Annotated in this window: 20 protein-coding genes and 1 pseudogene; 9 read left to right on the top strand and 12 right to left on the bottom strand. The window is 70.7% G+C overall.

Annotated features, from left to right (window positions below; all coding sequences use genetic code 11):
* Positions 1 to 90 precede the first annotated feature (90 nt).
* Entirely contained in the window at positions 91 to 1,068 is a 978-nt protein-coding gene (locus tag FHU36_RS19615; RefSeq protein WP_246502504.1) for an NAD(P)/FAD-dependent oxidoreductase, read from the bottom strand.
* A gap of 93 nt (positions 1,069 to 1,161) precedes the next feature.
* Between FHU36_RS19615 and FHU36_RS19610 the strand changes: the two genes are divergently transcribed.
* Positions 1,162 to 1,791, top strand: coding sequence for a helix-turn-helix domain-containing protein (locus tag FHU36_RS19610; RefSeq protein WP_185085405.1), 630 nt, complete (start codon positions 1,162 to 1,164; stop codon positions 1,789 to 1,791).
* 231 nt (positions 1,792 to 2,022) lie between these two features.
* Positions 2,023 to 2,280: a hypothetical protein gene (locus FHU36_RS19605; protein WP_185085404.1), complete on the top strand. Its 258-nt coding sequence runs from the start codon at positions 2,023 to 2,025 to the stop codon at positions 2,278 to 2,280.
* Positions 2,281 to 2,287: 7 nt separating this feature from the next.
* On the opposite strand, the gene FHU36_RS19600 is transcribed toward FHU36_RS19605, so the two are convergent.
* Entirely contained in the window at positions 2,288 to 3,373 is a 1,086-nt protein-coding gene (locus FHU36_RS19600) for a winged helix DNA-binding domain-containing protein (RefSeq protein ID WP_312891697.1), read from the bottom strand.
* Between the two features lie 175 nt (positions 3,374 to 3,548).
* On the opposite strand from FHU36_RS19600, the gene FHU36_RS19595 reads away from it, so the two are divergent.
* Complete coding sequence (locus FHU36_RS19595) at positions 3,549 to 4,190, top strand: LysE family translocator (protein ID WP_185085403.1); 642 nt, start codon at positions 3,549 to 3,551, stop codon at positions 4,188 to 4,190.
* A 30-nt stretch (positions 4,191 to 4,220) separates the two neighbouring features.
* Here FHU36_RS19595 and FHU36_RS19590 read toward each other — a convergent pair whose 3' ends face one another.
* The 5 genes from FHU36_RS19590 to FHU36_RS19570 all read right to left on the bottom strand — a co-directional run bounded on the left by FHU36_RS19590 (position 4,221) and on the right by FHU36_RS19570 (position 8,522).
* A complete protein-coding gene (locus FHU36_RS19590; RefSeq protein WP_221496454.1) occupies positions 4,221 to 4,568 on the bottom strand; it encodes a hypothetical protein in 348 nt (115 codons plus the stop codon).
* Between the two features lie 73 nt (positions 4,569 to 4,641).
* Complete coding sequence (locus tag FHU36_RS19585; RefSeq protein WP_221496705.1) at positions 4,642 to 4,956, bottom strand: dihydrofolate reductase family protein; 315 nt, start codon at positions 4,954 to 4,956, stop codon at positions 4,642 to 4,644.
* A gap of 132 nt (positions 4,957 to 5,088) precedes the next feature.
* On the bottom strand, positions 5,089 to 5,883 hold the full coding sequence (locus FHU36_RS19580) for an AAA family ATPase (protein WP_221496453.1): 795 nt from the start codon (positions 5,881 to 5,883) through the stop codon (positions 5,089 to 5,091).
* A gap of 278 nt (positions 5,884 to 6,161) precedes the next feature.
* Entirely contained in the window at positions 6,162 to 7,805 is a 1,644-nt protein-coding gene (locus FHU36_RS19575; RefSeq protein WP_185085402.1) for a TnsB C-terminal domain-containing protein, read from the bottom strand.
* Between the two features lie 123 nt (positions 7,806 to 7,928).
* Positions 7,929 to 8,522, bottom strand: coding sequence for a class I SAM-dependent methyltransferase (locus FHU36_RS19570; RefSeq protein WP_185085401.1), 594 nt, complete (start codon positions 8,520 to 8,522; stop codon positions 7,929 to 7,931).
* Between the two features lie 163 nt (positions 8,523 to 8,685).
* On the opposite strand from FHU36_RS19570, the gene FHU36_RS19565 reads away from it, so the two are divergent.
* Positions 8,686 to 9,045 (top strand): SdpI family protein, encoded by a 360-nt coding sequence (locus FHU36_RS19565; RefSeq protein WP_185085400.1) that lies wholly within the window; start codon positions 8,686 to 8,688, stop codon positions 9,043 to 9,045.
* A 113-nt stretch (positions 9,046 to 9,158) separates the two neighbouring features.
* Here FHU36_RS19565 and FHU36_RS19560 read toward each other — a convergent pair whose 3' ends face one another.
* The 5 genes and pseudogenes from FHU36_RS19560 to FHU36_RS19545 all read right to left on the bottom strand — a co-directional run bounded on the left by FHU36_RS19560 (position 9,159) and on the right by FHU36_RS19545 (position 13,865).
* Complete coding sequence (locus FHU36_RS19560; protein ID WP_221496452.1) at positions 9,159 to 10,364, bottom strand: calcium:cation antiporter; 1,206 nt, start codon at positions 10,362 to 10,364, stop codon at positions 9,159 to 9,161.
* Between the two features lie 291 nt (positions 10,365 to 10,655).
* Positions 10,656 to 11,318: a potassium channel family protein gene (locus tag FHU36_RS19555; RefSeq protein WP_246502695.1), complete on the bottom strand. Its 663-nt coding sequence runs from the start codon at positions 11,316 to 11,318 to the stop codon at positions 10,656 to 10,658.
* 34 nt (positions 11,319 to 11,352) lie between these two features.
* Positions 11,353 to 11,589: pseudogene (locus tag FHU36_RS47080) on the bottom strand (cation:proton antiporter regulatory subunit); the annotation flags it as partial.
* A complete protein-coding gene (locus FHU36_RS19550; protein ID WP_246502503.1) occupies positions 11,496 to 13,202 on the bottom strand; it encodes a potassium/proton antiporter in 1,707 nt (568 codons plus the stop codon). The gene FHU36_RS19550 and the pseudogene FHU36_RS47080, both read right to left, overlap by 94 nt.
* A 42-nt stretch (positions 13,203 to 13,244) precedes the next feature.
* Positions 13,245 to 13,865, bottom strand: coding sequence for an SPFH domain-containing protein (locus tag FHU36_RS19545; RefSeq protein WP_185085398.1), 621 nt, complete (start codon positions 13,863 to 13,865; stop codon positions 13,245 to 13,247).
* Positions 13,866 to 14,113: 248 nt separating this feature from the next.
* Between FHU36_RS19545 and FHU36_RS19540 the strand changes: the two genes are divergently transcribed.
* From FHU36_RS19540 to FHU36_RS19520, 5 genes are all read left to right on the top strand, one after another.
* Positions 14,114 to 15,172 carry a HAMP domain-containing sensor histidine kinase gene (locus FHU36_RS19540; RefSeq protein WP_185085397.1) on the top strand — a complete coding sequence of 353 codons (1,059 nt, stop codon included), beginning with the start codon at positions 14,114 to 14,116 and terminating at the stop codon, positions 15,170 to 15,172.
* 3 nt (positions 15,173 to 15,175) lie between these two features.
* A complete protein-coding gene (locus FHU36_RS19535; RefSeq protein ID WP_185085396.1) occupies positions 15,176 to 15,838 on the top strand; it encodes a response regulator in 663 nt (220 codons plus the stop codon).
* A gap of 85 nt (positions 15,839 to 15,923) precedes the next feature.
* Positions 15,924 to 17,213, top strand: coding sequence for an ArsB/NhaD family transporter (locus tag FHU36_RS19530; RefSeq protein ID WP_185085395.1), 1,290 nt, complete (start codon positions 15,924 to 15,926; stop codon positions 17,211 to 17,213).
* Positions 17,214 to 17,305: 92 nt separating this feature from the next.
* Positions 17,306 to 18,274, top strand: a complete 969-nt coding sequence (locus tag FHU36_RS19525; protein ID WP_246502502.1) for an alpha/beta fold hydrolase — start codon at positions 17,306 to 17,308, stop codon at positions 18,272 to 18,274.
* 130 nt (positions 18,275 to 18,404) lie between these two features.
* Positions 18,405 to 18,773, top strand: coding sequence for a hypothetical protein (locus FHU36_RS19520; RefSeq protein ID WP_185085394.1), 369 nt, complete (start codon positions 18,405 to 18,407; stop codon positions 18,771 to 18,773).
* Positions 18,774 to 18,799: the final 26 nt, after the last annotated feature.

Raw genomic sequence — 18,799 nt, 5'->3', positions numbered from 1 at the left:
CTCCTTTGCGGGGTGAGAGGGTGTGGTGGCGGGCCGGTGCCCGCGCGGAATCCGGCGGCGGGGGATCGCCCGCCGCCCGGTGCCGGCCGGCTACCCGCTCGCGGCGGCCGGGGCGCGGTGCTGCTCGACGGCGTGGCGGACGTCCTCGTCCACCAGGTCGGCGTTGATGGCGAAAGCGGCCGCCGCACCCATCCCGGCGGCGGTGACGACCTGGGCGCGCGGGTCGATGACGTTCCCGGCCGCCCAGACCCCCGAAACGCCGGTACGGCCCGTGCGGTCGGTGGCGATCCAGCCGGTGTCGTCCCTGGCGCAACCGAGGCGGGTCAGCAGCTCGTCGTGCGGCACCATGCGCGGGAAGAGGAAGGCGGCGGCGCGCGGGAGCACGCGACCGTCGACGAGCTCGATGCCGCGCAGCCGGCCGCTCTCGACGACGAGGTGGTCGATCTCTCCTTCGACGATGCGCAGGCCGCGCGCCTCCAGGCGCTCGCAGTCGTGCGCGCTGAGGTCGAGGGTGTGCGTGAGGAAGACCACGTCGTCGCTCCACTGGCGCAGGAGCAGGGCCTGGTGCACCGCCCCTGTATGCGTGCCGAGCACGGCGAGCGGCTGGTCGCCGACCTCGTAGCCGTGGCAGTAGGGGCAGTGCAGCACGTCCCTGCCCCACCGCTCGCGCACCCCGGGGATGTCGGGCAGCTCGTCGCGCAGGCCGGTGGCGACCAGGACACGGCGGGCGGCGAGCACCGGGCCGCCCTCCAGCCGGACGGAGAAGCCGTGCTCGATCTCCTCCACGCGGCCCCGGACGAGGCGCACGCCGTACCGGGCGATCTCGGCCCGGCCGAGCTCCAGCAGGGTGGCCGGTGGCAGGCCGTCGCGGGACAGGAATCCGTGCATGTGCGCGGCCGGGGCGTTGCGCGGCTCCCCCGCGTCGATCACGGCCACCTCGCGCCGCGCGCGCCCCAGGAGCAGGGCGGCGTTCAGTCCGGCCGCTCCGGCGCCGACCACCACCACGTCGTATCTCCCGTCGACCGCGGGCCGCGCGTCGGCGTCATGGCTGTTCATCGCCTTGATCATGACGATCACCTCCGGCCCCGATGGTGCGTCCTGCCGGGAGCCGGTGACAACTTATGTTGCCATTTCTGGAACAGCGGAGGTGGAATGGGACCCATGGAACAGCGATCCTCGATAAGCGCCACGCTGGCTCAGGTCGGCGCCCGCCTGCGGCGCGTACGCACCCAGCGCGGCGTGACCCTGGCGGCCCTGGCCGAGGCCACCGGCATTTCCAAGAGCACGCTCTCGCGGCTGGAGTCAGGCCAGCGCCGCCCCAGCCTGGAACTCCTGTTGCCGATCGCGCAGGCGCACCAGGTGCCGCTGGACGAGCTGGTCGGCGCGCCGGAGGTCGGCGACCCGCGCATCCGTTGCAAGCCCCTCGTCCGCAACGGGCGGACCGTACTCCCCCTGACCACCCAGCCGGGCCCCCTGCAGGCGTGGAAGTCGATCATCCCTGCCGAGCAGAACCGGCCGCAGCCGATCACGCACGAAGGCTACGAGTGGATGTACGTCCTGTCCGGACGCGTGCGACTCATCGTGGCCGACCACGACCTGATCATGGGACCGGGCGAGGCCGCCGAGTTCGACACCCGCCTGCCGCACTGGTTCGGGCCCGCGGGCGACACTCCCGTGGAGGTCCTCAACCTGTTCGGCCGCCAGGGCGAACGCATGCACGTGCGGACCAAGCCCCGCGCCCGGCAGGAACCGGCCTCCTCGACCACCACGGCGACCGGGCGCCAGGAATGATCAATAGTTTGCCTTCCGTGTCCCGCGGGAGATCGGACGCTCGCGCCCGGCGCTCCGGTCCGAGCGCCCCGGGCGCCGTCGCTACGCGGCGAGCCGGGCCAGGCGGCGCAGTGACAGGCGGGCCAGCGCGCCCGCGAGCGGGCGGGCCAGGGGCCACAGCGCCCGCCCGAGCGGCCCGAAGGGCAGCTCCAGTGCCTCGGCCCAGACGACGCGGCTGCCCCCGTCGCACGCTTGACGCGGAAGGCGCCCTCGCCCCGCACCAGCCGGCCCGTGTGCCGGACGCGCACCAGCCGGGGCGGCTCCCACCGGGTGATCGTCATCGTGTCGAGGAACCCGAACGGCCCGATCCCGGTGAAGGCCTCCACCCGGCCCTCGCCGGCGTTCCAGGCGCTGGTCAGCACCATCCACTCCCGGTGCCGCGGCCAGTCGGTGAGCAGGGCGAACACCCGCTCCGGCGGCGCGGCCACCCGCACGGCGGCTCCCATGTAGGCGCGGCTCACCCGTCGATCCCCCTGACCTCGTGGACGGCGGACTTGCCCGGCTCGGCGAACGCCAGCAGGGCGAGAGCCTCCGCGCGGACCTCCTCCACCTGCCCCGGAGTGAGCGGTGCGAACGGCTCCACGCTCACCACGTGCTTGTCGCGCCGCCACACGCCGCGCACGAAGCCGTCGACCAGCACGGTGCCGAGCACCTGCCCGTTGACGGTGATGACGCGCGCGCGGTGCTCGTCGGAGATGACGCGGGTGCGGTCGGCGTGGCTCAGCAGCAGGTTGTCGAACGGCGCCACCAGCCGCACCGGCGCCGGCACGTCTGCTCCGGGCCGGGGCGCGTCCGGCAGGTCGAACAGCTCCTTGCCGTTGTCGCCCTCCAGGCGGACCAGCTCGGGGCGGAGCCGTTCGACGATCTCGCGCAGCCCGGTCAGGCCCGACCACGCCTGCACGTCGGCCACCGTGGCCGGCCCGAACGCGGCCAGGTAGCGCAGCACCATCCGTTCGAGCGACGGCTCCGGGTGCGGCTCGCGGCCCAGCCACGTCTCGATGGTGGCGTACGCGGTCTGCCCGGCCCTGCCCCACACGGCCCGTGGCGTCACCTGCACCAGCGGCACCAGGCAGCGCATCACCTGCGCCAGGGTGTCGGCGCCGACCGTGGGGTAGCGCTCGGCCAGCGCGGCGCCCAGCTTCGCCGCGGTCAGCGGCCCGGCCTGCTCCAGCGTCTCGCGGCCCACCTTGACGATCTCGTCGACGTCGACCTCGCGAAGGCGCGGCCCGTGCGCGGCGGTGAGGAACTTGGTGAGCATCGGCTGCGCGAGGGGTCGCAGCGCCAGGCCGTCGGCGGCGCTGACCAGGTGGACGGTGCCGCGCATGAGCACGAGCCTGACCACGTCGCGTTCCATGAGCAGGCGGGCGAGCTCCTGCGGCTGGAAGCCGTCCAGGCGTGACCACAGCCCGAAGTACGGGGGGAAGGGCGCCTGCGCCTGCAGGCCCACGAGATGCTCGACCGCCTGCAGGGCCGGCATGGCGTGGCGGCGCAGGAGGAGCTGGCGGGCGAGCGTGGCACGGTTGAGTGCCCGGCGGCTGATCACGCCCTCACCCTAGTGGACGGCGGTGCCGCCGCCCCGCGCCCGCGTGTGGCGCTCGGCGGGCTCGGGGAGGCCCGAGGGCGCCGGGGTGACCGGGCCCGCGGCTCGGGGTCGCGGCCCCGGGTCGTGTCCTCGAAATCGCTTTGCCGCGCCGGAGAGCGGCGGTCCATGATGGGCCATGGACATCATCTCCTCGTTGCCCGCGTTCGTGGTGGCCGTCGTGCTGATCTCCGCTTCCCCGGGGCCGGCGATGGCGTTGATCCTGCGCAGGGCCGCGTTGCGCGGGTTCTCCGGTGCGGTGCCCACGGTGCTGGGGCTGGAGGCGGGCCTGTATGTGTGGGCGCTGTTCGCGGCGGCCGGGCTGGCAGCGCTGGTGGCCGCCTCCGAGGTCGCCTTCCTGGTGCTGCGCGTCGTGGGTGCGGGCTTCCTGCTCTACCTGGGGGTGCGGGCCTGGCGCTCGGCGTGGCGCGGCCACGGCGTGGAGGCGGTGCCGGTCGTCGAGGAGCCGGTGTCGGCGCGGGGCTGGTGGAAGGCGTTCGGTGAGGGGGCCGTGGTGATGCTGGCCAACCCGAAGGCCGCCGCTTTCATGATCGCGTTCTATCCGCAGTTCGTGCCGGCCGACCGGCCGTTGTTCGCCACGACGGCGGTGCTGGCCCTGCTGCAGGTGGCCATCGAGATCGTCCTGTACCTGGCACTCGCGGCGGCGGTGGGCCGTGCGGGCGCGTGGTTCCGCCGGCCGGTGATCAGGCGCAGGCTCGACGCGGTCAGTGGCACCGTCCTGGTCGCCCTCGGCCTGCGGGTGGCCGCCGAGAGCCGCTGAGCACGGCCGGGCCGTCGAACGTCATCCGGGTCAGGTGGAGCGGCCGCCCGTGAAGGGGGGCTCGCCTTCCTTGAGGGGACGGAAGCGCAGGGCCGACCAGACGTCGTCCACCGCCACCTGCCCGTTGGGGCGCAGGCCGTACTCGCCGACGATCGGCCAGAGGGTGTCGCGATTGATGTCGGACGTGTTGCCCTTGGGATAGGCCACCCAGAGCGTGCCCGGCCGGGTGAGGCCGTCGCGGTGCTCGTCGAGGAGGCTGCGGGCGGAGGCGGCGTCGGCGGCGAACAGCACGGCGACGGTCGCCTGGTCGAGGTCGTCGGTGTGCCGGGCGCCTTCGGGCAGCGGGCCGACGCGGTCGCGGTGGTCGGGGCCGGACACCCACAGTGTGCCGCCGGGCTTGACGAGGAGCTTGGCGGCGGTGGTCTTGCCGGCGGTGGTCGTGGTGGCGATGTCAGGCCCTCCCGTAGGTGGCGTAGACGATTCCGGTCGTGAGGGTGCGGCCGGCGAGCAGGGTCAGCGGGATGTGCCCGGTGCCGTCCTCGAACAGCCGCTTGCCGCCGCCCACGACGACGGGGTGGATGGTCAGGTGCAGCTCGTCCAGCAGCCCGTCGCGCAGCAGGGAGCGCACCAGGGTGGGGCTGCCGGTGATGGAGATGTTCTTGCCCGGCTGCTGCTTGAGCTCCGCCAGGCGGGCGTTGACGTCGCTGTGACGTGCCGCGGTCGCTGTCGCTGTTTCTGCCGCGCTCTTGTCGTGCTGGCTCGGCAGCTGGTTGATGGACTGGTGGGCGTTATGAAGGCCGTTGCCCGGCCCCCGAGTTCTCGGGGCCGGGCAACGGCCTTCGCGTGATGTCGTGTGGTGGCCCGCGATTTCTGGGTGGCTGTGCTTGGCGTGGGGTGGTCACATCGAGCCGATGACGAGGTTCTTGCGGGCGGTTTCGACGACTTCTTTGGTGACGGTGGACATGTTATTGATTTTCAGGACGCGTTCGATCTGGCCGACGAGGCGGACGGTGAGGCGGAAGTTGCCGCTGGTGATGCGGGTGATGGCGGCGAGGGCTTCGGTGGTGGCGTAGTCGTCGTTGTCGCCGAGGCTGAGATGGGGCCAGGATCTGGCCAGGACGAAGGCTTGTTCGTCGGCGGACATGGGCTTGTAGTGGTGGACGAACCCGACGCGGGAGTAGAGCTGGGGGTAGCGGGCGAGGCGCTTTTCGATGCCGGGCATGCCGATCAGGATGAGTCCGATGCCGGTGCGGTCGTGGTGGTCGCGCAGTTGTTCCAGTGCCCCGACTTTCAGTCTGTCGGCTTCGTCCACGATGAGAAGTTCGGCGTGGGTGCTGGTGTTGAGCCTGCCGTGTTCGTCGATGCCGCGGCCGGGGTTGAGCATGAGTTCGACGTTCCAGCCGAGCCGATCGCACAGGAAGGAGATCTCTTTGTCGAGGTTGTGCGGGGTGTTGTGGACTTTGGGGGTGTACATGACGGCGCGGGCGGCCAGGATCTGCCCGGCCGATGCCTCGCCGTTTGTGCCGACGGGGCGGGTGCCGTCGAGGTGGCCGGCGAGCTGGTCCCATTGGGAGTAGTAGCGGGCTGACTGGGTCTTGCCCACGCCCGGGGCGCCGAAGCAGAGGCCGACGTAGCGTTCGCGCCGTACGGCGTCGGCGAATTCGATGAAGAGCCGGTGCTCTTTGGTGATCACGATGGGGGTGGCGACGGGCCTGTGCCCGTTGCCGCCCGCCGGCTGGCCGGGCGGAGAGCCAGGTCCGGGAGTGGGTGCGGGCCGGTCGGTAACGTCGGGGCGATCGTGGAGGCGGCCTTGGCTGCCGTGATCGTCAGGGCGGGCCTCGGCGATCGGGCCACCCGCGGGATCGGGGGTGTCGTCGCTCGGGGCGTCGGAGGGCGTTGCTGGCTCGAGGGCTGGCTCGGGGGTGTCGTCTGCTTTCGCCACGCCGGGTGTCTATCCGGGGCTCGGGCGGCTCACTCATTCCAGTAGCGTTTGAGTGGTGGACTGTCACTGTGGGTAGTGGCGGTGCTCGTGCCGGTCAGCGGCTCGGTGTTGGGGGCGGGGCTGTCCTGGGTGATGGCGCCGTCACCATCGCCGTCACCGTTGGGTCGGGTGAGGGTTGCCCAGGTGGCCAGATCGGGGCTGGCCAGGGAGGCGGGCAGGGGTTCGCTGTGGGCGGCCAGGAGCCGGTCGACGATGGCGTCGCGGCTGGTCAGGTGGCCGCGGAGTTGTTTGCGGCGGGCGTTGCGGGCGGTGGTGATCTCTTTGAGGCTGATGGTGGTGCCTGACAGTTCGGGGCAGATCGCCCGGCACAGGAATTCTTCGGTGCCGTCGGGGAGGCGGAGGTAGACACGGATCTCGGTGATGTCGCGGGGGTCGTAGCGGATGGTGGCCTGCTCGCGAATGTAGAAGGCCAGGACGGGGTCGAGGTAGCGCAGGTTCAGGAAGTGGATTCCGTCGGTGTGGATGACGCGGGGTTTGGCGACGGTGAGCAGCAGCAGGTCGAGTTGTTCGAGCGAGTCGGGCATGCGCGGGATGAACCCGCCGGCCTCCCACCGGGCCTGTGGGGGCGTCTTGGTCTCGCTGTGGGTGCGTAGGTTGTAGACCTCGCGGATGAACCTGCCGATCGCGGCATCGAGTTCGGCCAGGGTCAGCTTGGCCTGGCTGGCGCGCTCAGGGGTGCCGCGGGGCGCGTAGCCGGGCAGGTGGGCCAGGCACATCTGGTTGATCGTCTCGATCAGCCGCTCGATTTTCCCGTGGCCGTGCGGCTGGCCCTTGAGCGAGAAGACGGGCTGGACCCTCAGATCTGCCATGACCTGTTCCAGATGGGCGGAGGTGAAGTCGGAGCCGTGGTCGAGGTGGAAGACCGACGGGATGCCGCACACGTGCCAGTCCGGTTCGACTTTGCGCCAGATCGCGTGCCGGAAGGCCAGCGCGGTGGTCAACGCCGAGGGGGCCTCGAGGTTGACGGCGTATCCGGCGATGGCGCGGGAGTGGTCGTCCTCGATGGCGGTCAGCCACGGCCGGGCCGGTTTCCCTTTGTCGTCGAGCACCCAGATGTCCAGCTCGGTGTGGTCGGCCTGCCAGATCTCGTTGGGAGCCTTGGCTTCGCGCCGGTAGACCAGGTCGTAGGTCTCGCGGTACTTCTTGGTGCCCTCAAGGCCGAGGGTGACCAGCGCGGGGTCCAGGTCGGCGACGATGCGGGCCACGGTCCGGTAGGCGGGTGACGGCCAGCCGCGCGCCTTGGCGATGCTTTCGGCCTGCCGGTGGATGGTGGCCGCGCTGGGGCGGGGCTTGCGCAACGCGAGCCCCTCGATGAACGCCACGAGCTCGTCGGGGAACCGGTGCAGCCCCTTGTCGCGGCGGCGCGGCCGGGTCAAGGCGTCCAGACCGCCTTGCCGGTAGTCGGCCAGCCACCGCTGCAACGTCCGGTAGGAGACGCCGCCCTCGTCCTGGGCGGCGGCCAGCTGCGCCAGCGGTGCTCCCTCGTGCAGGTGCGGCGCGAGCATCTCGTACCGGCTCATGGCCAGGGCACGCCCGGCAGCGTGGCCGGGCGCGCCGCCGGAGCTCCCGCTGCCCAGCTGGGCTTGTGCGTGTTGTTCGCTGGCAGTACTCACCCTGTCATCGTCCGTCCCCACAATGGGCGCCCACCACACCGGTGAAGGCCACGCTCACGCCAACCTCCGCGTGGTAGGTGGTGGAGTCGAACCGGCAAGGGCTCGAGCCGAGTCAGAGCCATGTCAGGAACGGCACGTCACCAGCAGGCGGCACGGCAACAGGGGTCCGCAGCCGGCAATCGGCCGGTCTTCGATCACCTGTAGGCCCGTCGTCTGGCCCAGAAGATGCCGGCCGCCGCGCTCAGAGCGCCGCCACCAGCGACGCCGAGGCGCCGGTGGGTGTACGTCGGCGTAGACGAACAGCCCGTCCGCGGTCAGGACACGGGTGATCTCTGCCAGGCCGGCGCGGACTCCGCGCCAGTGGCGGCAGGTCAGGGTCGCGGTGATGAGATCGAGGCTGGCGTCGGGGAACGGCAACTGCTCGGCACGGGCCCGCACCATTGCCGGACTCCCTTCGGATGGGGTGGTGCGGCGGGCGACGGTGAGCATGGCGTGGGCGGCGTCCATCCCGATCAGGCGCGCCGTGGGGAAGCGGTCGGCCGCCTTGTGGAGCAGGCGCCCCGTGCCGCAGCCGAGGTCGAGCAGGTGGCGGGGGCGGGGCAGGTGATGATGAGCGGCGGTCAGGACTGCGGCATGCACCGGATCGGCCAGGGTGGCGATCAGACTCTGGTCGTAGGTGGCCGCCCATCGCTCGAACAGCTGCGCCGAAGCCGCCATGACCCATGGTCGGCTGGGGCAGGTCGCGGGCGGGGGCGTGTTTCGGTATCGGTTCGGGTGCACCAGTCCGGCGGCCGGGTGGTGCCGGGCCGGGCTTCTTGCGGACGGGGAGCTCATTCCGCTCGCCCTTCATGGCCGGTACCTCACGGCCTACGATCACCACATGGACGTCCTGCCGCCCCTACTCGTGTTCGCAGGGCTCGCCGCGGGGATCGTCGGGTGCCTTGGCTTGGCCGGGCGGCTGCCACGCAACAACATCGCCGGGGTGCGCACTCCCACCACGATGCGCAGCGACACGGCGTTCCGAGCCAACAAGGCGGCGGGCGTGCCCCCGCTGACCGGCGGCGGTGTCGCGTTGACCGGAGCGGTGGCGGCGTGGCTCCTGCCGACCGACGAGGGCGTGCTCACGGTGGTCATCGTGGCCGCGATCGGCATGCTGGCGCTGACGATCCTTGGCGGTGTGACGGGCGTCCGTGCCGCCAAGGCCGTACCCGACCAGGAGCCGGATCCGCCCACTGGGTGAGGACTGGCGGTATGGCTACACTCCCGGGGGTGCGCTGATCCTCGCCAGTGGCGACGGCTGCGGGGCGTATTCGTTCCGGTGAACGCTTGTGGTCACCGCACAACCAAAAGGATCTAGGGGTTGGCGGCGAGGAAGAGGTAGCCGGCGCACAGGGCGAGGTGCACGCCGGCTTGCAGGAGGGTGGCGCGGCCGGGCATGACGGTGAGGATGCCGACGCCGGCGGTGAGGGCCAGGAACATGATGTGGGCGGGGCCGAGGCCGAGGAGCAGCGGTCCGTCGAGCCAGATCGAGGCGACGGCGATGGCGGGGATCGTCAGGCCGATGCTGGCCATGGCGGAGCCGAGGGCGAGGTTGAGGCTGATCTGGGTGCGGTTGCGGCGGGCGTGGCGGGCGGCGGCGAGCGTTTCGGGAAGCAGGACGAGCAGGGCGATGACGACGCCGACGAGGGAGTGCGGGAGTCCGGCGGCGGTGATGGTCTGCTCGATGGTGGTGGATTCGACTTTGGCCAGGCCGACGACGGCGACCAGGGCGGCCGTGAGCAGGATGAGGCTGGTCAGGGCGGTGCGGGTGGGCGGGGTGGCCGCGTAGGTTTCGGTGTCCGCGGCGTCGTCGGGGTCATTGTCGGTGTGGATTGCGTCGCTGATGTGGTTGCCGGTGGGGTGAGCGGGCTGGCGGGCCGGCGCCGAGCCTGGGAGCGGGGTTGGGGCTGGGGCGGTGAGGAAGTAGTCGCGGTGGCGGACGTTCTGGACAAAGACGAACAGCATGTACAGGGTCAGGGAGGCCACGGCGGCGAAGGCCAGTTGCGGGCCGGAGAATTCCGGGCCGGGGGCGCTGGTGGTGAAGGCGGGCAGGACCAGGCTGAGGGTGGCCAGGGTGATCACGGTGGCCAGGGCGGCGCCGGTGCCTTCGGGGTTGAACCGGGCGGTGCGGGTGCGCAGGGCGGTGAGCAGGAGTGACAGCCCGACGATGCCGTTACAGGTGATCATCACAGCGGCGAAGACGGTGTCGCGGGCCAGGGAGGCGGTGCTGGGTCCGCCGGAGGTCATCAAGGTGATGATGAGGCCGACCTCGATGACGGTGACGGCGACGGCGAGGATCAGTGAGCCGAAGGGTTCGCCGACGCGGTGGGCGACGACTTCGGCGTGGTGTACCGCGGCCAGCACGCAGGCGGCCAGCAGCGCCACGACCACGACCTCGGTGATGGCTGGCAGGTCGCGTTCCCACACCCCGATGAGGACCAGGACGGCCGCGATGGGGACGATCCTGGCCGCCAGGACCAGCGGGGAGCCCTTGGTCGGGGCGGCTGGCGGGGTGCTCAACAAGGGCCTCCATGGTGATGTCGGTCGCGCGTGTGAACGTATGAACGTAGTGCACCGCCGGGTGGAGCCGTACGGCCGGGCCCGTACGGGGGACCCGTTGGGTGACTTGGATCGCTTGATGACGCGATCTTGAGATCGGCCCCTCCCAGACGTGGCCGGACCGGGCGGATGGGACGTTTGGACCGAGGCGCCATCTCCAACACTCACCGATAATGATCTTGATAAGAGTTGCCGTGCCTCAGGAAGCCCAGGCCGCCGCCAGACCGCCGCGGGGCCTGGCCGGCTCGCGGGTCAGGGCAGTTCGGCGAACCGTTCAACCTGATCGGGTCGGCCGGAGACGATGATGATGTCGCCGTAGGCGAGTTCGGTGTCGGCGGTGGCGTAGGTGAACTCCTCGCCCGAGGGTTTGACCGCCACGATGGTGACGCCGTGCTTGCGGCGTAGGCCGGAGCGGCCGAGCGCGATACCGACGTAGTCCTTGGGCGGGTGGATCTTGGCCATCGCGAAGTGTTCGTCGACTTCCATGTAGTCGAGCAGTCGGCCGCTGACCAGGTGGGCGACGCGCTCGCCCATGTCGTGTTCGGGAAAGACGACGTGCTGGACGCCGATGCGTTCGAGGATCTGGCCGTGCTGCCTGCTGATCGCTTTCGCCCAGATGTCGTCGATCTCCAGCTCGACCAGGAGCGAGGAGGTGAGGATGCTGGCCTCCAGGTCGCTGCCGATGGCGCACACCACGCGGTGGAAGTCGGCTACGCCGAGCTGGCGCAGCGCGTCGAGGTCGGTGGAGTCGGCGGCGGCGACCTGGGTGATGCGCCCGGTCAGGCTCCGCACCGCCGCGGTCCGATGGTCGATGGCCAGGACCTCGGTGCCGCGCCGGGTGAGCTCCAGCGCGAGCGAGCTTCCGAACCGGCCCAGCCCGATCACCGCGACCGCGCCGCTGTTCTTGTCTACCAACGGTGACACGCTCCTCAGGTACGTCATAGCCAGGTCATAGCGGCGGCCGCGCTCGTTCGGCGCGCGGCACCTGATCGGTGAGTTCGGCCAGGCGTCGTTCCACGGCGGCGAGCCGGTCGGCCAGAGGCCGGCTGTGCAGCAGTTCGGCCAGGTGGTCGGCTTCATCTTCGTCGAGCTCTACCGTGTGCGCCGGAGTGTCGGGGTCGGCTCGGTCGTAGAACAGCAGGGTGCGCCGGCCGGTGTCGGTGACGATAACGCCGAGGTGGTCTCCCTGCCGGGTGTCGCCGTGGTGGACGGTTCCGGTGCCGGGGATGGTGGTGTGCGTGATGTCCACGGCCGGGTGTCTCCCTTCGCGCTGCTGGTGTGGCTGATGTGGCTGGTGTGCGGGTCGGGGTCGCCGTGCTCGCCGTACCAGTGGGCCAGGCGGCCTCGCCGGCCGACGGCGCGCAGGCGTCGTTCGACGCGCGTGCGGGTGGCGGAGGTGGTGACGATGAGCACGTCGTCGCCTTCCTGAAGCCGGGTGCCGGGTTCGGGGACGAGGGTGTCGCCGTCACGGACGATGAGGGTGACGATCGAGGGTGCCGGGAGCCGCAGTTCGAAGATCTCCACTCCGTGCAGGCGGGAGCCCGGTGGGATGGTGAGGGTGAGCAGGTCTGCGTTCAGGACGTCCAGCGGGGCCGATTCGATGTCCACGTCCCGGGCCTGACCGGGTTGGGTGACGCGCAGCAGCCGGGCGAAAGCCGGCAAGGTCGGTCCTTGGATGAGGGTGAAGAGGACGACCAGGACGAAGACGATGTTCAGCAGCTGCCGGCTGCCGGGCACGGCGGCCACGATGGGAAAGGTGGCCAAGACGATCGGCACGGCGCCGCGCAGGCCGGCCCAGGAGATGAACGCCTGTTCGCGCCAGCCGGTGCGGAAGCCGATCAGGCAGGCGGCTACCGAGGCGGGCCGGGCCAGCAGCAGCAGGACCAGGCCGACGATGGTGGCGGGCAGCAGCGCGGCGGGCAGTTCGCTGGGGCTGACGAGCAGGCCGAGCATGACGAACAGGCCGATCTGGGCCAGCCAGCCGATGCCTTCGGCAAACGAGCGGGTGGCCGCGCGGTGCGGCAGCACGGCGTTGCCGAGCACGATGCCGGCCAGGTAAGCGGCCAGGAAGCCGGAGGCGTTCGCGGCTCCGGCGGCGGCGAAGGCGATGACGCCCAGGCCGACGGTGGCCAGCGGGTACAGGCCGGTGGCGGGCAGGGCGACGTAGCGCAGCGCGAGGGTGCCGGCCCAGCCGATCAGCAGCCCGATCACGGCCCCGGCCACGAGCTGGTAGGTGATCTGCCCGGCGATGACGGCAGGGTCGGGCAGATCGGCGGCGGCGGTGCTGAACACCAGCACCAAGATGACGGTGGGGGCGTCGTTGAAGCCGGACTCGGCCTCCACCATGCCCGCGATGCGACGGGGCAGCGGCAGCGCGCGCAGGACGGAGAAGACAGCAGCGGCGTCGGTGGAGGAGACGATCGCGCCCAGCAGCAGGGCCAGCTGCCAGTTCATGCCCAGCAGCAGATGAGCGCCCGCGGCGGTGAGCAGGACGCTGACCGCGACGCCGACGGTGGCCAGCAGGGAGGAGGGCAGCAGGAGCCGGCGGATGTCGGCCCATCGGGTGCTCAGGCCGCCCTCGATGAGGATGACGGCCAGCGCTGAGGTGCCCAGCGTCTGCGCCAGCTGGGCGTCGTCGAAGTCGATGCCGAGGACGTCTTCGCCGAGCAGCACGCCGAGGGCGAGGAACAGCAGCAGGCCGGGCAGGCCGAGCCGGCTGGCGGTGCGCGCCGCGGCGATGCCGGCCAGCAGGACTATGCTGCCGGTCAGCAGTACCGCATACAGCTGCTGCAGGCTCATCGCGACACCTCGATGACCTCGATGACTCGGTGAACACGTCTCCTATCCACGGGGATGCTTCTCCGCCTGCCTGCCTGCCTGGGCTTGGGCCCAGGCGAGCAGCTCGCCCCTGAGCGGGACCTGGATGTCGGTGATGTCGAGGAGGGTGACCTGGACTCCCCACCGGCCGGTCATATCGCTGATCCGATCCGCCATCTCGGCGCAGCCGTGAGTGATCATGGTGGGGAGGTCGGCCAGATCTCGCTCGGCGATCTGGCGGCGCAGCACGCCCTCGGCCACGAGCACGGTGGCCGTCAGCGGCTCGTCCGTCGTCATCGCGAAGCGGACGGGATCGGTCGCGGCGGCCACCGCGGTGGCCTTGAAGCGCACACTCACCCCATCGCGGGTGACCACCTCAGGGCAGAACAGGTCCAGGCACACCAGCCGCAGCGACACCCGCACCTCCCGTTCCAAACCGGGCCACAGGAGGACAAGCCCAGGACCGCGCACCCTGACCACGCGGCCCAATCTGCACACGACCAGCCGCTCATCCTCACCGACGACCCGCACCGCCCGCGAGATGATCACGAGAAGGGGCAGGGCGCCCAGCAGTATCCATACCGCCGGCTCCACCACGGCGGGCGCCTGGAGGGCAGAGGTTGTGTGAGCGCCCAGTGCGAGCATGGGTCCTGCCTCTCTCCCCTGTCGCCTTTTGCCCGTCCCCGTGCAAGCCTCCTCATCGCCCCGGACGGGCGTCCGGCTCCCCGTGGGGCCAGTCTGGTTGGCCGACCCGCGCGGCGCCATCGGTGGCAACACCCATTCCTGGGGGTGGACACCATGTAGATTGCCGCAGCTCAGACCACCACCGTGGGGAATGTGATGGGGTGCGCCACCGATGGACAGACGGTCGTCGCGGTGGGGAGGCTGGAGGCATGACCGTGCTAGCCGGTAAGCATCCCCAGGGATCACCACGCGGATCACCACGCGCGCGCCGGGGGGCTCGTTCCCCGGCTTCGGCGCTGTTCTGGCGGCTTTTCCTGATCAACGGACTGGTCTTCGCCGCGGGGCTGACCGTGCTGGCGCTCTCGCCGGCCACGGTGTCCTCGCCGGTCCTGCTGACGGAGCTGCCGATCCTGGCGGTGGGGCTCGCGGTGATGCTCGGCGCGAACGCGGTGCTGCTGCGTACCAGCCTGGCCCCGCTCGGCGCGCTGACCGCGCTCATGGAGCGGGTCGACCTGCTGCGTTCCCGCGATCGCATCGCGCACAGCGGCAGCGGCGACCTGGGGACGCTGATCGCGACGTTCAACGCCATGCTGGACCGATTGGAGGCCGAGCGCAGCGCCAGCGCCGCTCACGCCCTGGCCGCTCAGGAGGCCGAGCGGCAGCGCATCGCGCGGGAGTTGCACGACGAGATCGGCCAAAGCCTCACCGTGGTCCTGCTCGCGCTCAAACGCACCGTGGATCGTGCGCCGCACGACCTGCGCGCGGAGCTGCACACGGTTGCCGAGACCGTCCGCGCCAGTCTGGATGAGGTCCGGCAGGTCGCCCGCCGGCTGCGGCCCGGCGTGCTGGAGGACCTGGGCCTCATCAGCGCCATGAACGCTCTGGCCAGCGACTTCTCCGGCAGCAGCGGCGTGCCGGTGACCCGGCTGCTGGATGCGCGGCTGCCGCAATTGAGCGGCGACACCGAGCTGGTGATCTACCGCATCGCGCAGGAAAGCCTGACCAACATCGCCCGGCACGCCCGCGCCTCGCACGTGGAGCTGTCGCTGCGCGCCGAGCCCGACACCGAGCCCGACACGGTGGTGCTGCGCGTCACCGACGACGGACGCGGCGGCCCGATCCACGACGGCGCCGGCATCCGCGGCATGCGCGAGCGCGCCATGCTCATTGGCGCCGACCTCACCATCGACAGGGCCCCTTCCCAGGGCACCGAGGTACGCCTGAGCGTACCCCTCGTACCCGCACCGATCGCCGAGCGACGGGAGTGACGTATGGACCAGCAGCCGACCCGGATCCTGCTCGCCGACGACCACGCGCTGGTCCGTCACGGGCTGCGGCTCATCCTGGATGCCGAACCCGACCTGAGTGTCGTGGCCGAGGCGGGCGACGGCGCTGAGGCCGTCGACCTGGCCACCCGCGCCGACACCGCCGTCGATCTGGCCATCTTGGACATTGCCATGCCACGGATGACCGGCATCCAGGCCGCCCGGGAAATCTCCCGCCGCGCGCCCGGCATCCGCCTGCTGATGCTGTCGATGTACGACAACGAGCAGTACCTGTTCGAATCGCTCAAGGCCGGCGCCTGCGGGTATGTGCTGAAGTCGGTGGCCGACCGGGACCTGCTGGAGGCCTGCCGCGCGGCCATGCGCGGGGAGCCGTTCCTCTACCCGGGAGCGATCACCGCGCTCATCCGCGACCACCTGCAACGCCACCAGCAGGGTGAGCCGGTGCCCGACACCCTTCTCACCCCACGCGAAGAGGAGATCGTCAAACTCATCGCCGAGGGCCACTCCTCCAAAGACATCGCCGACATGCTCATCATCAGCGTCAAGACCGTGGAACGGCACCGCGCCAACATCCTGGCCAAACTCGGCCTGCGCGACCGGCTGGAGCTGACCCGGCACGCCATCCGAGCGGGCCTGATCGAACCATGACCCCACCCCACGGCGACCAGGCCCCGGCAGCCAGGCCAAGACGGCCGGTACTGGCCGCGGCCCCGGCCGGCGGGGTGCAACGGTCATGACGCTCACCGCGGCCTTGGCGGTGGCGGTGTTCCTCGGCGCCTACACGCTGATCGCCACCGAGAAGATCCACCGGACGGCCGCCGCGCTCGGCGGAGCCGCCATCATGCTGGCGATCCACGCCACCGACGCCGAGGCGGCGTTCTTCTCCGAGCATTCGGGCATCGACTGGAACGTCGTCTTCCTCCTGCTCGGCATGATGATCATCGTTGGGGTGCTCAAGCAGACCGGCGTCTTCGAATACCTGGCGATCTGGGCGGCCAAACGCGCCCGCGGCCGCCCGTACCGGCTCATGGTGCTGCTGGTGTTGATCACCGCGGGTGCGTCGGCGCTGCTGGACAACGTCACCACCGTGCTGCTGATCGCGCCGGTGACGTTCCTGGTGTGCGAACGGCTCGCCCTGCCGGTCGTGCCCTACCTGATCGCCGAGGCGATGGCCTCCAACATCGGCGGTACCGCCACCCTCATCGGCGACCCGCCCAACATCATCATCGCCAGCCGCGGGGGGTTGACCTTCAACGACTTCCTCCTCCACCTGGCCCCGCTCGTGGTGGTGCTGATGGCTGTCTTCGTCGGATTGTGCCGCATCCTGTTCCGCGCTGCGTTCCGCTACGACCCCGAGCGGGCGGCGGAAATTATGGAGTTGGACGAGCGGGAGGCGATCGCCGATCGGCGGCTGCTGTGGCAGAGCCTGGCCGTGCTCACGCTGGTGATGGCCGCATTCGTGCTGCACCCGGTGCTGCACTACGAGCCGTCTGTGGTCGCGCTGCTGGGAGCCGGGGTGCTGGTCGCCGCCACCAGGGTGCGCACCCAGGACGCCATCGGCGAGGTCGAGTGGCCGACCTTGGTGTTCTTCGCCGGGCTGTTCGTCATGGTCGGCGCGCTGGTCGAGACCGGCGTCATCGGGCAGATCTCTCGCGCCGCCACCGACGCCACCCAGGGCAGGCTCGCCCTGACCAGCATGGTGCTGCTGTGGGGTTCAGCCGCGACCTCGGCCATCGTCGACAACATCCCCTACGTGGCCACCATGAGCCCCATCGTCGCCGACCTCGTCCAGGCCGGCGGCGGCCAGCAGGCACAGGTGCTGTGGTGGGCGCTGGCCCTCGGCGCCGACCTCGGCGGCAACGCCACTGCCATCGGCGCCGCGGCCAATGTCGTCGTCCTCGGCATCGCCGCCCGCAACGGCACCCCGATCAGCTTCTGGACCTTCACCCGGTACGGGCTGATCGTCACCCTCGTCACCATCGCCGTGGCCACCCCCTACCTGTGGCTGCGCTATCTCATGTGAGGCGCTTGTGGTCCGGCAGAGGGATCCGGCAGCGCAGAGAGGGGAGCGGAGTCGAGGCTGTCGGCGCTTAAGGTTTCATGTAATTCCTGATCATGGAGGACGCACCTGATGAGCACGGTGATCCAGGCATCGGAAGCGACAGACCGGGAGGACGCCGCTGGCGATGCCCGTTTGAACGCCAGGAGGCGAGCAGAATCGATCTCGCCGGCGTCAGGTCGGCCGAGTCTGAAGGGCACGTCCGCCATGGAGGAGAAATGGTGAATCTGTCGTCTGTGCTTCCGCTGCATGGTTGTGACCTGCACTACAGGGTCAGCGGCGGTGACGGCGTGCCGGTGGTGTTCTCGCACGGCGCTGGGGCTGACCATGTGATGTTCGACGCCCAAAGGGACTACCTGCGCGCCCGAGGGTGCCGGGTCGTCACCTGGGACATGCGCGGCCACGGCCGCTCTCGCCCGGCAGGTGTCCGGTTCACCGCCGAGCAGGCGATCGCGGACCTGTACGCGCTCATCCAGTACCTGGCGCTGGACCGGCCGGTCCTGGTGGGGCAGTCCCTCGGCGGCAACCTCAGCCAGGCGCTCATCCGGCGGCATCCAGACCTTGCCCGAGCGCTGATCGTCATCGGCTCGGCGTGGGACACCGCACCGCTGTCGTGGAAGGAGCGTCTGCTGGTCAAGGCGGCCACGCCCAGCCTGTCGATGATCCCCGCCAGAAGCCTTGCCAGCGTGTTGGCAGAGGCCTGCGCGCACACGCCAGACGCGCGGGCGGATGCGCGACGCGCCTTCTCCCAGCTGTCGAAGAAGGAGTTCGTGCACGTGTGGCAGGCCACCGCCGACCTGCTGGACCCCGCCCCGCACTATCGCACGCCGGTGCCGCTGTGCCTGATCCGGGGAGAGCGAGACCGCACCGGCAACATCGCCTCGGCCATGCCCCGGTGGGCCCAGGCCGAAGGCGTCGAGGAGGTCGTCATCCCCGACGCCGGCCACATCGCCAACCAAGACGCCCCGCACGCGGTCAACGCAGCGATAGACGCGTTCCTGCTGACCCTCCCGACCTCGATATAGGCACAGCGGTGAGCACGAAACCACGCAGGCGCAACAGACAGCTGCAGGCGCTAATAGGCAGAGCGAGGCCGGATCGCGGACAAGCCCCGGCAAGCGGAAGATCGTATTATCGGCTGGGTTAAGGAGCGCAATGACATTGGATCGTCCTCGGCGCGATCCCGGCAACACCGCGGTCAACGCCGACGCGATGGCGGAGCTGCATGCGCTCCTGGACGCGCTTGAGCGCATCATCGATGTGGCCACCGCCTCGGGCGAGATCCATCGCCACCACGAGGGCATGACGACCGCGGCCAGATTGCGTGCGCTTCGCCGCAACTTCTTCCCGGCCGACCAGCAGGCGCAGGCGGCTTTGGCGGCCGCCTGGTACTACCGCCTGGCCTTGGCGATCGGCGACCCCGGAAATCTCTCCCAGGCCGCCCTCGATGCGCGCCTCGACGACCTCGAACAAACCATCGCCACGTTGGCCAAACGTCGTCGACCCTGGTGGCGGATCCGGTGACCGCATGCCACGGCAGGGACTCCCCC

Origin of the sequence: Nonomuraea muscovyensis, from assembly GCF_014207745.1 — a bacterium.
Taxonomy (GTDB): Bacteria; Actinomycetota; Actinomycetes; order Streptosporangiales; family Streptosporangiaceae; genus Nonomuraea; species Nonomuraea muscovyensis.
Note: the sequence above shows the minus strand (reverse complement) of the source record. Positions and strands in the feature narration are given on the sequence as shown.

Bases quoted from the DNA above. Each gene is read 5' to 3' on its own strand.
- FHU36_RS19610 (WP_185085405.1), top strand. From the start codon at position 1,162: ATGGAACAGCGATCCTCGATAAGCGCCACGCTGGCTCAGGTCGGCGCC.
- FHU36_RS19520 (WP_185085394.1), top strand. From the start codon at position 18,405: ATGACATTGGATCGTCCTCGGCGCGATCCCGGCAACACCGCGGTCAAC.
- FHU36_RS19565 (WP_185085400.1), top strand. From the start codon at position 8,686: ATGGACGTCCTGCCGCCCCTACTCGTGTTCGCAGGGCTCGCCGCGGGG.
- FHU36_RS19540 (WP_185085397.1), top strand. From the start codon at position 14,114: ATGACCGTGCTAGCCGGTAAGCATCCCCAGGGATCACCACGCGGATCA.
- FHU36_RS19570 (WP_185085401.1), bottom strand. From the start codon at position 8,522: ATGGCGGCTTCGGCGCAGCTGTTCGAGCGATGGGCGGCCACCTACGAC.
- FHU36_RS19550 (WP_246502503.1), bottom strand. From the start codon at position 13,202: ATGAGCCTGCAGCAGCTGTATGCGGTACTGCTGACCGGCAGCATAGTC.
- FHU36_RS19595 (WP_185085403.1), top strand. From the start codon at position 3,549: ATGGACATCATCTCCTCGTTGCCCGCGTTCGTGGTGGCCGTCGTGCTG.
- FHU36_RS19530 (WP_185085395.1), top strand. From the start codon at position 15,924: ATGACGCTCACCGCGGCCTTGGCGGTGGCGGTGTTCCTCGGCGCCTAC.
- FHU36_RS19535 (WP_185085396.1), top strand. From the start codon at position 15,176: ATGGACCAGCAGCCGACCCGGATCCTGCTCGCCGACGACCACGCGCTG.
- FHU36_RS19615 (WP_246502504.1), bottom strand. From the start codon at position 1,068: ATGATCAAGGCGATGAACAGCCATGACGCCGACGCGCGGCCCGCGGTC.
- FHU36_RS19525 (WP_246502502.1), top strand. From the start codon at position 17,306: ATGGAGGACGCACCTGATGAGCACGGTGATCCAGGCATCGGAAGCGAC.
- FHU36_RS19545 (WP_185085398.1), bottom strand. From the start codon at position 13,865: ATGCTCGCACTGGGCGCTCACACAACCTCTGCCCTCCAGGCGCCCGCC.